General features: G+C 34.1%; 12 protein-coding genes and 5 pseudogenes. 8 read left to right on the forward strand and 9 right to left on the reverse strand.

All coding sequences use genetic code 11. The features are described from left to right. From ACQ9BO_RS12050 to ACQ9BO_RS12065, 4 genes and pseudogenes are all read left to right on the forward strand, one after another. The gene (locus tag ACQ9BO_RS12050) at positions 1-975 is read left to right on the forward strand and encodes a cbb3-type cytochrome c oxidase N-terminal domain-containing protein (protein WP_431244885.1); all 975 of its coding nucleotides are present in this window, start codon (positions 1-3) and stop codon (positions 973-975) included. Further along, positions 947-2,364: pseudogene (ccoG, locus tag ACQ9BO_RS12055) on the forward strand (cytochrome c oxidase accessory protein CcoG). The gene ACQ9BO_RS12050 and the pseudogene ccoG overlap by 29 nt, the downstream one beginning before the upstream one ends. A 12-nt stretch (positions 2,365-2,376) precedes the next feature. Next, entirely contained in the window at positions 2,377-2,826 is a 450-nt protein-coding gene (locus tag ACQ9BO_RS12060; RefSeq protein WP_431244886.1) for a FixH family protein, read from the forward strand. Between the two features lie 74 nt (positions 2,827-2,900). Beyond that, positions 2,901-3,602, forward strand: coding sequence for a sulfite exporter TauE/SafE family protein (locus tag ACQ9BO_RS12065; RefSeq protein ID WP_431244887.1), 702 nt, complete (start codon positions 2,901-2,903; stop codon positions 3,600-3,602). A gap of 4 nt (positions 3,603-3,606) precedes the next feature. Here ACQ9BO_RS12065 and hemN read toward each other — a convergent pair. The 8 genes and pseudogenes from hemN to prfB all read right to left on the reverse strand — a co-directional run bounded on the left by hemN (position 3,607) and on the right by prfB (position 11,445). Next, a pseudogene (gene hemN / locus ACQ9BO_RS12070) lies at positions 3,607-4,970 on the reverse strand (oxygen-independent coproporphyrinogen III oxidase). A gap of 27 nt (positions 4,971-4,997) precedes the next feature. Further along, positions 4,998-5,567, reverse strand: a complete 570-nt coding sequence (locus ACQ9BO_RS12075) for a hypothetical protein (RefSeq protein ID WP_431244888.1) — start codon at positions 5,565-5,567, stop codon at positions 4,998-5,000. 107 nt (positions 5,568-5,674) lie between these two features. Continuing rightward, the gene (locus tag ACQ9BO_RS12080; RefSeq protein WP_431244889.1) at positions 5,675-5,971 is read right to left on the reverse strand and encodes a hypothetical protein; all 297 of its coding nucleotides are present in this window, start codon (positions 5,969-5,971) and stop codon (positions 5,675-5,677) included. A gap of 172 nt (positions 5,972-6,143) precedes the next feature. After that, positions 6,144-6,566: a DoxX family protein gene (locus ACQ9BO_RS12085; RefSeq protein ID WP_132990232.1), complete on the reverse strand. Its 423-nt coding sequence runs from the start codon at positions 6,564-6,566 to the stop codon at positions 6,144-6,146. 123 nt (positions 6,567-6,689) lie between these two features. After that, positions 6,690-8,319, reverse strand: a pseudogene (locus tag ACQ9BO_RS12090) (acyl-CoA carboxylase subunit beta). A gap of 151 nt (positions 8,320-8,470) precedes the next feature. Further along, the gene (gene lpxD / locus ACQ9BO_RS12095; RefSeq protein ID WP_431244890.1) at positions 8,471-9,469 is read right to left on the reverse strand and encodes a UDP-3-O-(3-hydroxymyristoyl)glucosamine N-acyltransferase; all 999 of its coding nucleotides are present in this window, start codon (positions 9,467-9,469) and stop codon (positions 8,471-8,473) included. Between the two features lie 336 nt (positions 9,470-9,805). Continuing rightward, on the reverse strand, positions 9,806-10,252 hold the full coding sequence (gene msrB / locus ACQ9BO_RS12100) for a peptide-methionine (R)-S-oxide reductase MsrB (RefSeq protein ID WP_431244891.1): 447 nt from the start codon (positions 10,250-10,252) through the stop codon (positions 9,806-9,808). A 94-nt stretch (positions 10,253-10,346) separates the two neighbouring features. Continuing rightward, positions 10,347-11,445 (reverse strand): peptide chain release factor 2 gene (gene prfB, locus ACQ9BO_RS12105; RefSeq protein ID WP_431244892.1). Its coding sequence is split into 2 segments (ribosomal slippage): positions 10,347-11,381 and positions 11,383-11,445, totalling 1,098 coding nucleotides; the frame shifts between segments, so codons are not numbered across the junction. A gap of 440 nt (positions 11,446-11,885) precedes the next feature. Between prfB and ACQ9BO_RS12110 the strand changes: the two are divergent. From ACQ9BO_RS12110 to ACQ9BO_RS12120, 3 genes and pseudogenes are all read left to right on the forward strand, one after another. Continuing rightward, positions 11,886-12,190 (forward strand): annotated as a pseudogene (locus tag ACQ9BO_RS12110) (beta-eliminating lyase-related protein). Continuing rightward, entirely contained in the window at positions 12,171-12,539 is a 369-nt protein-coding gene (locus ACQ9BO_RS12115) for a threonine aldolase family protein (protein WP_431244893.1), read from the forward strand. Before ACQ9BO_RS12110 ends, ACQ9BO_RS12115 begins: the two are co-directional and overlap by 20 nt. Next, entirely contained in the window at positions 12,518-12,844 is a 327-nt protein-coding gene (locus ACQ9BO_RS12120; protein ID WP_431244894.1) for a hypothetical protein, read from the forward strand. Before ACQ9BO_RS12115 ends, ACQ9BO_RS12120 begins: the two co-directional genes overlap by 22 nt. A 99-nt stretch (positions 12,845-12,943) precedes the next feature. Here ACQ9BO_RS12120 and ACQ9BO_RS12125 read toward each other — a convergent pair whose 3' ends face one another. After that, a complete protein-coding gene (locus ACQ9BO_RS12125; RefSeq protein ID WP_320566922.1) occupies positions 12,944-13,264 on the reverse strand; it encodes a YbaB/EbfC family nucleoid-associated protein in 321 nt (106 codons plus the stop codon). Positions 13,265-13,409: 145 nt separating this feature from the next. Between ACQ9BO_RS12125 and ACQ9BO_RS12130 the strand changes: the two are divergent. Further along, positions 13,410-15,469: pseudogene (locus tag ACQ9BO_RS12130) on the forward strand (S9 family peptidase). Positions 15,470-15,538 lie beyond the last annotated feature (69 nt).

The raw sequence follows: 15,538 nt of genomic DNA on the forward strand, positions 1-15,538 counted from the left end.
ATGAAAAAATTTTTCCCAGTATATGTAAGAGTCCCGCTTATTTTCTTCATTGGTTTTGCTTTGATGGAGTATTTTATTGATTCAGGCGATAAGCCAGCTTTTATAAAATATCCAATGGTTTCAGTCTTTTTGTTTGTATTTCTATTTGTCTTGGTTGCAATTGAAATTACACTTAGTGCAGTAAACAAGGTTTTGTACCAATTAATGTCGCCTGAAGAAAAAGCAAAATTGGATTATGAAAACAGTTTGAGTCTAACGGAAAGTACTTGGTTCAAAGAATTAATGCATAAACTGACCAAAACAGAGCCTATGGAAAAAGAAGGCGAATTGTTGATGGATCACGATTATGACGGAATCAAGGAACTTGATAATAATTTACCGCCTTGGTGGGTAGGTTTATTTTACATCTGTATCATTTTTGGTGCTATTTATCTTATTCATTATGAAATTCTTGGAGGAGACGATCAAGAAACAGAGTTGAAAAAAGAAATGGCGCAAGCCAAAATTGATGTCGACGAATATCTAAAAACGGCTCCGGATTTAATGGATGAAAAAACTGTGGTTTTGCTTACAGATGCAGAAAGTTTAGCGACAGGTAAAGAAATTTTCATGACAAATTGTCTTGCGTGCCACAGAGCTGACGCAGGAGGACAAATTGGGCCAAACTTGACTGACGACAAATGGATTTTGGGTGGAGGTATTAAAAACGTTTTCCATACCATTACAAACGGAGGTCGTGACGGAAAAGGAATGGTTTCGTGGAAAACTAATGGTATGAAGCCAAAAGACATTCAAAAAGTAGCAAGTTATATCTTGTCTCTGCAAGGAAGCAATCCTAAAGATCCAAAAGAAGCTGAAGGCGAAGTTTGGGTAGATGAAAGCGCTCCAAAAAAGACGCGACCACAAATATTACAAAAGATAGTACAGAAGTTAAAAAATAAAAATCATGTCAAATTTACCAGACGAAGCTTTTAGAGATACCATCGGAACAATTGATGAAGGTGGTAACAGAAAATTTATCTTTCCTAAAAAACCGTCTGGTAAATTCTATGATTATAGAAAGATTGTCAGTTATGTTTTATTGGCCATCTTAGTAGCAAATCCTTTTATAAAAATAAACGGAAACCAATTTATGATGTTCAATGTTATAGAACGTCGTTTTAATATTTTTGGTTTCCCGTTTTGGCCACAGGATTTTTATCTTTTTGTGATTTCAATGCTTGTTGGTGTTGTTTTCGTTATTTTATTCACAGTTGTTTTTGGAAGGATTTTTTGCGGATGGATTTGTCCGCAGACTATTTTTTGGAAATGGTTTTCAGAAGAATTGAATATTGGATTGATGGTGACAGAGGCTCACAATCGCGTTTAGCTCGACAAGAATGGGATGCCGAAAAAATCCGAAAAAGACTTCTTAAGTGGGCTATTTTCTTTTTGATTTCTTTTGGTATCGCGAATGTTTTTTTAGCTTATTTAGTTGGAAGTGATCAATTGTTCCTGATGATTGAGCAAGGTCCTGTAAAACAAGCCAGCAACTTTATTGCACTACTTATCTTTACTAGTGTTTTTTATTTCGTTTTTGTTTGGTTTCGTGAACAAGTTTGTATCATTGCTTGCCCATATGGAAGGCTTCAAGGCGTTCTTTTAGATAATAAATCAATAAATGTTGCATACGATTTTGTTCGTGGCGAAAAAGAGACGGGACGCGGAAAATTTAATAAAAAAGAAGACCGTGCTTTAACCGGAAAAGGTGATTGCATTGATTGTCTTCAATGTGTACATGTTTGCCCAATGGGAATTGATATTCGAAACGGAACTCAATTAGAATGTACAAACTGTACGGCATGTATTGATGAATGTGATCATATAATGGAAAGTGTTGGCTTGCCAAAAGGTCTAATTCGTTATGCTTCTGAAGATGAAATAGCGAAAAAAGAGCCTTTTAAATTCACGGCAAGAATGAAAGGATACACTGCTGTTCTATGCATTTTGTTGAGTGTTTTTGTTGGGATGCTATTTTTAAGAACAAATGTAGAGGCGATTATCTTACGCTTACCTGGACAATTGTTTCAGCATAAAGGCGAAAACATAAGCAATGTTTACACCTATAAAATCGTTAATAAAACAATGAATGACTACAATGATATTCATTTTGAATTGATTGATCAAAAGGGTGAAATCAAAAATGTTGGAAACAAACATTTCAAAATTAAAAGAGAAGAGACTGCTCAAGGAACTCTTTTTATAGAAATTAATGAAGCCATTCTAGAAAGTGATAAAACAACAGTGAAAATTGGAGTTTATAACGGCAAAGAATTGCTTGAAACTACCAAAACAAACTTTTTAAGTCCAAGAAGTTTTAATTAAAACAATACGATTATGAAAATAAATTGGGGAACAGGAATTGTTATTGCTTTTGCTCTTTTCATGAGCTTTATATTGTATTTTGTTTTCGAGGTGCAGTCTAATTCAAAGTATGACAATGATTTGGTTGTAGAAGAATATTACAAACATGATTCACATTTTCAAGAAGAAATGGCTCGTGTTCAAAATGCGCATGATTTACAGCAAAAACCATCAATTACCTCTAGCGATGCTGGTGTAAAAGTAGCTTTTCCAGCAACTTTTGAAAATGATAAAGTAACTGGAAATATATTGTTGTATCGTCCTTCTAATAAGAAATTTGACTTTAATACCAAGATTGCTTTAACAAATTCAGCTTTAGTAATTCCAAAGAACAAATTGATTAAAGGGCGTTGGGATGTTAATATGGAATGGCAATATAACGGCACAAAATATTTGACTAAAGAGGTGATCTACGTAAACTGATTTTGGTAAGTCAAAAGTCGAAAGTGAAACTTGAAACATATAACCTATAATTCATAATTCATAATTAAATAGGAATGTTATATTCTGCACTCATATTAGGACTTATTAGTAGTTTGCATTGTGTTGGAATGTGCGGACCGATTGCGGTAATGCTCCCAGTTGATCATCGAAATGAAGCAAAAAAAGTAATTCAGATTATCACTTACCATTTCGGACGCTTGACTGCTTATGCCACGATAGGCTTGATTTTTGGCTTATTAGGACGTGGTTTTTTCATGGCAGGAATACAGCAAAAAATATCAATTTTTATTGGTATCGCTATGGTTGCAGTTGTCTTGATTCCCGAAAAAACAGTTGCTAAATACAATTTCTCAAAGCCAGTTTATAAAGTAATTTCAAAAATCAAATCAAGTTTAGGAAGTCAGTTTAAAAAGAAAAGCTACAAATCACTTTTTATAATTGGCTTATTGAATGGTTTTTTGCCTTGCGGAATGGTGTATGTAGCTTTATTTGGTGCAATTGCCATGCAAAGTGCAAGTTTAGGCGTTTTCTATATGTTGCTTTACGGGTTAGGAACGATTCCGCTTATGACGATTGTAGTTTACATTCATTCCTTATTAAAATTACCGTTTCGAAATAAAATTCAAAAGGCAATTCCTTATGTAGCTGTTTTTATTGGAGTATTGTTTATCTTAAGAGGATTAGGATTGGGGATTCCGTATTTATCTCCTTCAAATATGAGCTTGTTTATTCAGCAATCTCCAAATTGTCACTAATTTATTAAACTGTCATCGAAAACAAATTTGTCTCCGGTGATTTTCTTTTTAAATGCAAATCAAAAGCCATGCAGATATTGCGGACAAAAGGTCTTCCAGCTTCTGTAATTTTAATTCTGTTTTCTTCAATTACAATCAATTGGTCATTTTCGATTTCCTTTAAAGCCAATAAAACTTCTGGTAATTCAGTAAAATATAAAGATTCTTTACTCCAGGAAGTTTCAAGGTTACAAGTTAAATTTAAGATGTGTTTTCTAATAATTAAATCTTCTCCATCCAGAATATGTCCTTTTATAACAGGAAGCTGATTTGATTCCAAGATTTGGTAGTAATCTTCAAGAGTTTTGGTGTTTTGTGCGAAACTGTACCAGCTATCACTGATGGATGAAACACCTAAACCAATCATAAGCTGTGTTTTTGAAGCGCTATATCCCATGAAGTTTCGGTGCATTTTTTTGCTGTGTGCGGCATGAAATAAACTGTCTGAGGGCAATGCAAAATGATCCATCCCAACTTCATGGTATCCATTTGCAGAAAGTAAAGTCTTTCCAATTTCATAGAGCATTCTTTTCTCGGCATCTTTTGGCAAATTTTCTTCATTAAAACCGCGTTGCCCGTTTCCTTTTATCCACGGCACATGCGCGTAACTGTAAAAAGCTAAGCGATCTGGTTTTAATGAATTTGTTTTTTCAATTGTATCAACAACATCTTCTAAAGTCTGAAAAGGAAGTCCGAAAATAATGTCATGACTAATAGAAGTATATCCAATTTCTTTAGCCCAGAAAGTTACTTTTGCCACATTATGGAAAGGTTGGATGCGATGAATGGCTTTCTGAACTTTTTCGGCATAATCTTGAACACCAAAACTAACTCGGTGAAAGCCTAAATCATATAATTTTTTAAGCTGTTCGTAGGTTGTGTTATTTGGATGTCCTTCAAAGCTAAATTCATAGTTTGGTGCTTTATCAGCTAATTTAAAAATGCTGTTTATAAGATTTTCTAAATTCTTGGCCGAAAAAAAGTGGGTGTTCCGCCACCTAAATGAATTTCTTTTATAAGAGGTTTTTCAGTAACAAGTTGACAATATAATTTCCATTCTTTTAAAACGGCATCTATATATTTTTCTTCTACAGAGTGATTTTTTGTAATTCGTTTATTACAACCACAAAAGGTACACATGCTTTCGCAAAACGGCAAATGAATGTATAAGCTGATTCCGTTTTGTGTATTGCTTTCTAAAAATGATTTTTGAAAAGAAGTTATCCATTTTTCTAAATTGAAATTTTCTTCATTCCAGTACGGAACAGTTGGATAACTTGTATATCTTGGACCTGGGACGTTATATTTTTGAGTCAATGATATTTTCATAAATAAAACATTTAGAGATGATCAAAATTACAGTGACCATTTAAAAATTAAAATGATAAATATCATATTACAACATAAAAAAAGAGACTCAAAATTTGAGCCTCTTCTCTGAATTAAATAACTAACGTGAAATAGAATCTTGGATGATTTTAAGCCATTTCTTTGCAAAGACATGATCTTGATAAGCACTAATCTGTTTGATTCGGTCGTCATCAAAATCATAGAAAGGTATATTGATTTTTTTGCGTTGTCTTTTTCTTGAAATTCGAAATCAATTTTCAAAATTGTATCTGAATTTCCATCTGTAGTCAAAACTAATCTGCAGGAAGAAATATTTTTTAAATCGACATAAGTCGATTCCTGTTGATTTGGATTAAAATTCATTAAAATGAATCTTTTGTTATTTTGATCTATAGTAAGGGTTTTGTTGCTTTGCGATTCAGTCAAGCTGAAATTTTCTGGATTTACAGAGTCAAATTTCTTCTTGATGTTTAAGATTTTAGCTTTGTTTTCAGCACTCGATCGTGCTGAAAAATAGATTGGAATCGCGACAATAATCGCAATCACAATACCAATTATGGTTACACTTGTTTCCATTTTTGATTTTATTTTGATAAATACTATGAAATTGTAAATAGTTTTCTATTTAGAAAACTGTTTAGGAGTGTGAAAGAAAATGTCTTTCGTGTTAAAATTTCACGGATCTATTTACCAAAAAAATGGAAAGCATAGAGCATGAGTGTTATTTTCTTGCTCTGAGTCGAAAATTGACGGGTAAAATTAAAAACAGACTTAACTGTTTCATGTTGAGGTACAATTGATAGTAAAGAATCAAACCATTTTACTACAACTGGATATTCTGTTTTAATACTTGCGGCTAATTGGTAACCTGCTTGTGGCTGAATAAATGCAGAAGAATCAGGAATGTCTTTAGAGAAATTGGTATCTGTTTTTTGGCTCTCGATTTTTTGCATAGGAACATCGCTTGCTTGAGCAAGCAAAGAAGCCAATAATCAAAAGTGATATAAATAAAACAGTTTTACGAATCCAATTCATGGGGGCGAATTTAGTTCATAAAACACAATAAAAGAAATTTTGAAGTGCTAATTACTTCTTAAAAATGCTTTTTTGTTTTATCCTCAGCTTAAATAGATAAGCCGAGGATAAAATATATTATTGTTGCATTTTAAAATAATAGTCGGCGGAATGCTTTCCCCCGCCATAAAATAGAAAGAAAATGCAAAGCACCAATACTGCTATTGCAAGAATTAAGCTTTCAGAATGCATTCTTCCCATGAAGTTAATTAAAACGGCTCCAAAAAGAATAGGAAGCTGTGCGGCAATTGCCCAACGGGTGAGCAGACCAAAAACGATCATTATTCCACCAATCATATGCGCAGGCGCAATATAATGCAGTAAGAACATTCCGCCTCCAAATTGATCTATCGGAGAAATTAAATCATGCAGATATTGAACGTTGGTTACAAATGAAACTCCCTTCATAAATAAAAAAACACCCAATACAATACGTACTAAATCTATTGGCAAATAAGTGTGCGAATTCGCCCATTTATTCAAGCTTTTTACATTTTCCATGACATAATGTGATTAAAAATTGTTTATTAAAATTACAAAATTTTAATCACATATTTAAAAATAAGTCGTTGAAAATGAGTTTTTTGGGGTTTATTTGTTTTGTTTTGAGAATTTCGGAATATGTTAAACCTGAATCACGCCTAAATTGAATGGTTTTTGAATAGGAGCATGGTTTGCGGCTTCAATTCCCATTGAAATCCATTTGCGTGTGTCAAGCGGATCAATGATCGCGTCTGTCCATAATCGCGACGCAAGCATAATAAGGAGAAACCTGCTCGTCATATTTTGCTTTTATTTTATTGAAAAGTTCAGCTTCTTTAGCTTCATCTACAATTTCTCCTTTTGCTTTAAGCGAAGATGCTTCAATTTGTGCCAAAACTTTAGCGGCTTGCGTGCCACCCATTACAGCAAGTTCAGCGCTTGGCCAAGCAAATATTAATCTTGGATCATAAGCTTTTCCGCACATGGCATAATTTCCTGCACCATATGAATTTCCGACAATAACTGTAAATTTTGGAACAACCGAATTGCTGACTGCATTCACCATTTTTGCGCCATCTTTTATAATACCGCCATGTTCAGATTTTGAACCCACCATAAAACCGGTTACATCTTGCAAAAACACAAGCGGAATTTTCTTTTGGTTGCAATTTGCAATAAAACGAGTTGCTTTGTCAGCACTATCAGAATAAATTACGCCACCAAACTGCATTTCACCTTTTTTGGTTTTTACCACTTTTCGCTGATTGGCAACAATTCCAACTGCCCAGCCATCAATTCTTGCATAGCCTGTAATCAATGATTGACCGTAACCTTCCTTGTAAGATTCGAATTCCGAATTGTCAACCAAACGTTTGATGATTTCCATCATATCGTATTGTTCTGTGCGGGCTTTTGGCAGAATTCCGTAAATATCACGTGGGTCTAACGCAGGTTTTTCAGTTTTGATTCGGCTATAGCCCGCTTTGTCAAAATCACCAATTTTATCAACGATATTTTTAATTTTGTCTAAAGCATCTTTATCATCTTTAGCTTTATAATCAGTAACTCCAGATATTTCGCAATGCGTTGTAGCGCCTCCCAAAGTTTCGTTGTCAATAGTTTCACCAATGGTCGCTTTTACTAAATAGCTTCCGGCAAGAAAAATACTTCCAGTTTTATCGACAATTAAAGCCTCGTCGCTCATAATGGGTAAGTAAGCACCACCAGCAACACAGCTTCCCATAACAGCGGCGATTTGGGTAATTCCCATACTGCTCATTTGGGCATTATTTCTAAAGATGCGGCCGAAATGCTCTTTATCTGGAAAAATTTCATCTTGCATAGGCAGATAAACTCCAGCGCTATCAACAAGATAAATGATTGGAAGTCTGTTTTCTATGGCGATTTCCTGTGCACGAAGGTTTTTCTTTCCAGTAATAGGAAACCAAGCGCCAGCTTTTACTGTTGCATCATTAGCTACAACAATACATTGTTTTCCCTTTATGTAGCCAATTTTTACCACAACACCACCAGAAGGACACCCGCCATGTTCTTTATACATTCCTTCGCCGGCAAAACCTCCAATTTCAATATTTTCTGAATTTTCATCCAATAAATAAGCGATGCGCTCACGAGCAGTCATTTTTCCTTCCGAATGAAGTTTCTCAATTCGCTTTTCACCCCCGCCTAATTTTACTTTGGCAAATTTTTGTTTTAATTCTGAAAGTAGTAATTTATTGTGATCTTCGTTTTTATTGAAGTTTAAATCCATGGTATAATATTGATTTTACAAAATAGTCTTGGCTAATTTACAAAATCAATTGAAATAAATGGAAAGTTTTGAGATTGTCTAATTTTAGTCAAATCAAGGCAAAAAAAACAGAAGCAAATACTTCTATTTTTCTAAAATATTTAAAATGTATTTATTTTTTGGAACCACAAACCATTTGTTTGAGCATTGCCCATTGTTTTAATGCATCTCTAGCTTCAACTGCTGGATAACCCAACATTGTTTTTCCAGCAGGAACATCTCCAGTAACACCAGATCCTGCGCCAATTACGGCTCCATCGCCAATACTGGTATGATCTTTTATCGATGCGCTTCCGCCAATGATAACGCCATTTCCTAAAGTTACAGATCCTGCCAAACCACTGTTTCCAGCCATAATACAGAATTTCCCTAATTTGCTGTTGTGCCCTATTTGAACTAAATTATCAATTTTACAGCCGTCTCCTAGAATTGTAGAACTAAATTTTCCGCGGTCAACACAAGTGTTTGCTCCAATTTCGACACCGTTTCCAATAATTACATTTCCAATTTGCGGAATTTTTACAAGTCCGTTTTCTTTGCAGGGACGAAATCCAAAACCATCAGCACCAATAGTAGCATTTGGGTGAATAATACAGTCGTTTCCAATATGGCAACGTTCGCGAACCACTGCGCCAGACCAAATTATTGTATTTTTTCCAATGGTACATTCGTCCAAAATTGTCACATTTGGATATAATGTCACATTAGCCCCAATTTCTACTTTTGGTCCAACATAACAGCCAGCCCCAATTTTAGCATCTTCTGCAATTATTGCCGTTTCATCAATATTTGCTGTTTTATGAATATTGCTATGAAATACAGGGGTAGGAGGAGCAAAAAGGTTGAGGATTTGCGACATAGCCAAATCAGCATTTTTTACTTTAATGAATGCGCGATTTTCTCCTGGTTCTATCGAAATGTCTTCATTTACAACCGCAATGGAAGCGTTTGATGCAGACCAATATTTTTCGTATTTTTTGTTTCCAATAAATGAAATTTGCGAAGTTGTTGCCTTTTCAAGTTGCTCAGTTGCAGTTATGCTTTGAGAAGTTGAGCCATATATCACGCCATTAATAACTTCATTAATTTCTTGTATTGAATAGGATCTCATTTACTGTAATTATAGAATTTAGGGTTAATTTTTGCCAAATAAAATAATTTACATTTTAATTACCTAATATTTTTTTAAGGTTTATTGAAAGATGTTTAAAATAACAATTTAAATATTACAAAATTAACATTTTAGATATTAAAATTTTGATAGTTTTTTAATATTGGAATTTAACTATGCATGAGTTTTATTATATTTAATAGTAGATGCTTAGCCTTTTTTGAGAAAATAAAAAAGATTTTTTTATTGATAGGCGTTAACTTACATTTTGTATTAACTGCTTAATTTTCAAACAAAAAAAAACGATTCACTTTTTAAAGGAATCGTTTTTTTGTTTTAATCTTTAATTTTAGAAAGTGAAACCGCGTTAATGCAATAACGTAGACCACTAGGAGGAGGTCCGTCAGGGAAAACATGACCTAAATGAGAATCGCAGACATTGCAGACAACCTCAACTCGAACCATTCCGTATGATCTATCAGCATGATATGCAATTGCATTTTCTTTGATTGGCTGTGTGAATGAAGGCCAGCCGGTTCCTGATTCAAATTTTTCGCTTGCATCAAAAAGAACCGTTGCACAGCATTTGCATTCATAAATTCCAGGATCAAATAAACTGCATAACTCAGAGCTAAAAGATCTTTCAGTTCCTTTCAATCGAGTAACTTGAAATTCTTCTGGAGTCAGAACTTGTTTCCATTCTTCCTCTGTTTTTTCTACTCTCTTGTCTGGAGCAGGATTTCCTTTATTTGTAAAATGAATTACATCGGCCCATTTTATCATAACTATTCTTTTAAGTTTTCAGTCGCAGTCGCAGTCTCCAGTCTTAGTATTCAGTCTCAGTTAACTGAAAACTGAGACTGCGACTGAACACTGTTTACTCTTCCTCTTTTTGCCCCATCATCATTAAATATGCTTTAAGGAATGGGTCAATATTTCCGTTCATTACGCCATCAACGTCGCTGGTTTCATAGCCTGTACGAACATCTTTTACTAATTTATAAGGTTGCATTACGTAATTACGAATTTGCGAACCCCATTCGATTTTCATTTTTCCGGCCTCAATATCAGCACGCTGTGCTTGTTGTTTTTTCAATTCGATTTCGTACAATTGAGAACGAAGCATTTGCATCGCACGTTGTCTGTTGTCTTGTTGCGAACGTGTTTCAGAACATTGAATTTGAATTCCAGTTGGTTTGTGTACCAATTGAACTTTAGTTTCAACCTTATTTACGTTCTGCCCACCAGCACCACTCGAACGAGAAGTTGTAATCTCGATATCAGCAGGATTAATGTCGATTTCAATACTGTCATCAACAAGCGGATAAACATAAACCGATACGAACGAAGTATGACGTTTTGCATTACTGTCAAAAGGTGAAATTCGAACTAAACGGTGAACTCCATTTTCTCCTTTTAGATATCCGAAAGAATAATCTCCTTCAAATTCTAAAGTAACCGTTTTGATTCCGGCAACGTCGCCTTCTTGAAAGTTAAGCTCTTTGATTTTATAGCCATAACTTTCGCCCCACATCATGTACATCCGCATCAGCATTCCCGCCCAGTCGCAACTTTCGGTTCCGCCGGCTCCTGCGGTGATTTGAACTACGGCACTTAGGCTGTCGCCTTCGTCAGAAAGCATGTTTTTGAATTCGATGTTTTCAATATGTGATTGCGCACTGTTATATTGTTCATCCAATTCATCTACAGAAAGTTCGCCTTCTTTATAAAAATCATAAGCTAGCTGTAATTCCTCTGTTAGTGATACGGCTTTGTCATAATCTTCAATCCATTTTTTCTTGTTTCGAAGATTTTTTACAATGTTTTCGGCTTCTTTTGGATTGTTCCAAAAATTAGGCGCAAAAGTTTTTTCTTCTTCGTTTGCAATTTCGATTAGCTTGGCATCAACGTCAAAGATACCTCCTCAACGCACCAAGGCGCTCCACAATACCTTTTACTTGTTCGGCTGTTGTCATAAATTAATAACTTGTTTTAAATGTTTTTTGCTGAAATTACATTTGTTTTCTAACGCAATTTCTTTATACAAAAATAAGATTTAGTTTTCAGAATACCAGAAATAATTTAGAATACAATCATGTCTATATAAGTGTTTGGTATTTAATGATTTTGCATTATTTTCTTAATGATGTCAAAATGCTGATTTTTGTTTTAAGGAAGAGAATTGAAAGAGGATAAATCAATTTCTAAATTATTAATGTTAGATTTATATGTTTTTTATAAATAAAACGTTAATTTGGTTATATCGTAATCGAAAGTTAAAATTTATTAAAACTTACGATTATTAAATAACAGTAATACGTAATTTTGCTGTCCGAAAAAAGATATCAGTTTTATATGGAAATAAATTTAGTTAGCGATACCATTACAAAACCAACGTATGAAATGCTCGCAGTACATGTTTAATGCGCAAGTTGGTGATGATGTGTACAAACAGGATCCTACGGTTATCGAATTAGAGACAAGAGTAGCCGAGTTTTTTGGTATGGAAGCTGGACTTTTTTTCCGTCTGGAACTATGGCAAATCAAACTGCTATAAAACTTCATACGCAACCTGGCGAGCAATTAATTGCTGATAAATTTGCACACGTTTACAATTATGAAGGAGGTGGTGTTTCTTTTAACAGTGGTGTTTCATGTTGTTTATTAGATGGTGACCGAGGCATGATCAAGGCTTCACAAGTTGTCTGCAGCAATCAATGATCCAGAATTTTATCATAGTCCGTTGACAAGTTTGGTTTGCGTGGAAAATACCACCAATAAAGGAGGCGGAGCTTGTTATGAATTAGAAGATTTAAGAGAGATTAAAAAAGTATGTGATGCCAATAATTTAAAATTCCATTTAGATGGAGCGAGAATTTGGAATGCATTAGTTGCCAAAAGACAAAATCCGAAGGAATTTGGGGCAATTTTCGATACGATATCAGTTTGTTTATCAAAAGGATTAGGGGCGCCAATTGGTTCAGTACTTCTTGGAAGTAAAGCTGATATTCACAGAGCGTTGAGAATCAGGAAGATATTAGGGGAGGGATGCGTCAAGTTGGTTATTTAGCGCTGACGGGATTGTATGCTTTAGCGAATAATATCGAAAGATTAGCCGAAGATCACAGAAGGGCAAAAGAAATTGGTGCAATTTTGAGCACAAAATCATGGATTGCTTCTGTAGAGCCAGTAGAAACTAATATTCTGATTTTTTCTTTGGCAGAAGGCTATAGCGATACACTTTTAATTGAAAAGTTAAAACAAAAAAACATCCTTATAAGCTCGTTAGGACATAATAAACTTCGAATCGTTACGCATTTAGATTACAAAGAAGTAATGCATACGTATGTGATGGAAATCTTCTCAAAAATTTAGTAGAAAGGTTCAAAGTTACAGAGAGACAAAGGTTCAAAGTTTTTTTAAACCTTTGTTCCTTTGTCTCTTTGTCTCTCTGTAACTTTGAACCTTTGTCCCTTATTTAAAAAGATTATCCATTCCAGGAATCATCGGCATATCCATTTTTGCTACAGCATCAAGCTCTCTTTCATTGATGTTTGTTGCTTTTTCGATTGCTTTATTTAAGGTTACCACTAAATAATCTTCCAATTGTTCTTTATCTTCTAAAAGAGAGTCGTCAATTGAAACCGATTTTATTTTTCTGCTTGCAGTAATTGTTATTTTCAATAATCCGTCAGCGCTTTGTTCGTCAATTAAAACAGTATCCAAGCGTTTCTTTGTATCTTCAATTTTTTGTTGGGTTTCTTTAAGTTTGCCCATCATTCCCATTAAATCCATTTTTCTTGCTTTTTTAAATTATTTAAGACAAAATTAGTATATTGCTATGGTAAATCAATAGAATATTTTATGAAAAATTTAATTTCGGTTCTGTTTTGATTATACTACTTTTGCCCTTCCGTACTTAAAAATAAATGCTCAATCAATGCAAAACAACATAATAGCTCCAAAGGCGAAAGAAATTCCAAAAAAACTCAAAAAGCATAAAGAAACCAGAGTTGACAATTATTTTTGGCTTAATGACCGCGAAAATCCAGAAGTAATTGATTATCTGAACAAAGAAAACGAATACTATCAAAATATGACTGCTCATACTAAAGATTTGCAAGAATCATTGTATGAGGAAATGAAGAGCAGAATCAAGGAAGACGATTCATCTGTTCCTTATTTTTATAACGGATATTTCTATATCACACGTTTTGAAACTGGGCAGGATTATCCAATTTTTGCCAGAAAAAAGGAAGCCTTTCTGCAGATGAAGAAATTTTGTTCAATTGCAATGAACTGGCAAAAGGACACGCTTATTTCAAATTAGGAGGTTTAAGCATCAGTCCGGACAATAAATTTGCGAGTTTTGGAATTGATATTGTTGGAAGAAGAATCTATACAGTTCAAGTTAAAAACTTAGAAACTGGAGAAATTCTTTCAGATAAAATCGAAAATGCAACAGGAAGTTCTGTTTGGGCAAATGACAATAATACTTTGTTTTATACCAGACAAGATGAAGTTACTTTAAGGGCCGACAAAATTTTCAGACATAAATTAAACACAGATTCTAAGGATGATGTTTTGGTTTATAATGAAGTAGACGATACATTTAATGTTTCTGTACACAAAGAAAAATCTAAAAAATACATTGTAATCAGTTCTGGAAGTACTTTAACTACGGAATACCGAATTTTGAATTCTGATAATCCTGACGGAGAATTTGAAGTGTTTCAGACACGAGTTCGCGGATTAGAATATAGTATTTCACATTTTGAAGATTCGTTTTATGTGTTGACGAATAAAGATAAAGCGACCAATTTCAAGTTGATGAAAACGCCTGAGAATAAAACAGGAAAAAGAAATTGGGTTGACGTTATTCCGCACAGAGAAGATGTTTTATTGGAAGATATTGAAATCTTTAAGAATTACTTAGTTGTAGAAGAACGCTCAAACGGTTTAAATCATATCAGAATCATGCCTTGGAATGGTGAACCAGATTATTATTTGCCTTTCGGAAGTGAAACTTACAATGCTTACACGACAACAAATATTGATTTTGACACCGATATTTTGCGTTATAGTTATCAATCGCTTGCAACTCCATCGTCGGTAATTGATTTTAATATGAAAACTAAAACCAAAGAAATCTTAAAAGAACAACAGGTTTTAGGAGGTAAATTTGACAAAGAAAATTACGTTGAAGAGCGTGTTTGGGCAACGGCAAGAGACGGTGTAAAAGTGCCAATTTCGATGATTTATCGCAAAGGATTAGAGAAAAATGGCAAAAATCCGCTTTTATTGTATGCTTATGGTTCGTACGGAATCACAATGGATGCTTATTTCTCTTCGACAAGACTTTCGCTCTTAGACCGCGGATTTATTTATGCTATCGCACATATTAGAGGCGGAGAAGACTTAGGAAGACAATGGTACGAAGACGGAAAACTGTTAAAAAAGAAAAATACCTTTACAGATTTCATCGATTGCTCTAAATTTGTAATAAACGAGAAATATACATCTTCTAAACATTTGTACGCAGAAGGCGGATCAGCAGGAGGACTTTTAATGGGAGTTATCATAAATGAAGCTCCTGAATTATACAACGGAGTAATTGCTCAGGTTCCTTTTGTGGATGTCATAACAACAATGTTAGATGATACCATTCCGTTAACAACGGGAGAATATGATGAATGGGGAAACCCAAACAATAAAAAATATTATGATTATATGTTATCGTACTCGCCGTATGATAATGTAAAAGCGCAAGACTATCCAAATATGTATGTATCTACAGGATTGCATGATTCGCAGGTACAATATTGGGAGCCTGCCAAGTGGGTAGCCAAATTGAGAAATATGAAGACAAATGGAAATCTTTTGTTTTTAGATACCAACATGGATGCTGGACATGGCGGTGCTTCAGGACGTTTTGAGGCTTTGAAGGACCTAGCAAAAGAATTTAGTTTTTTATTAGATTTAGAGAAAATTAAAAGCTAATTAAAAATTTTTTGTTAAATTTGCAACCTATCGAGTTTATTTTTAAATACCATCTCGATTAACTATTTT

It is taken from the genome of Flavobacterium sp. P21 (assembly GCF_050632225.1).
Lineage (GTDB): Bacteria > Bacteroidota > Bacteroidia > Flavobacteriales > Flavobacteriaceae > Flavobacterium.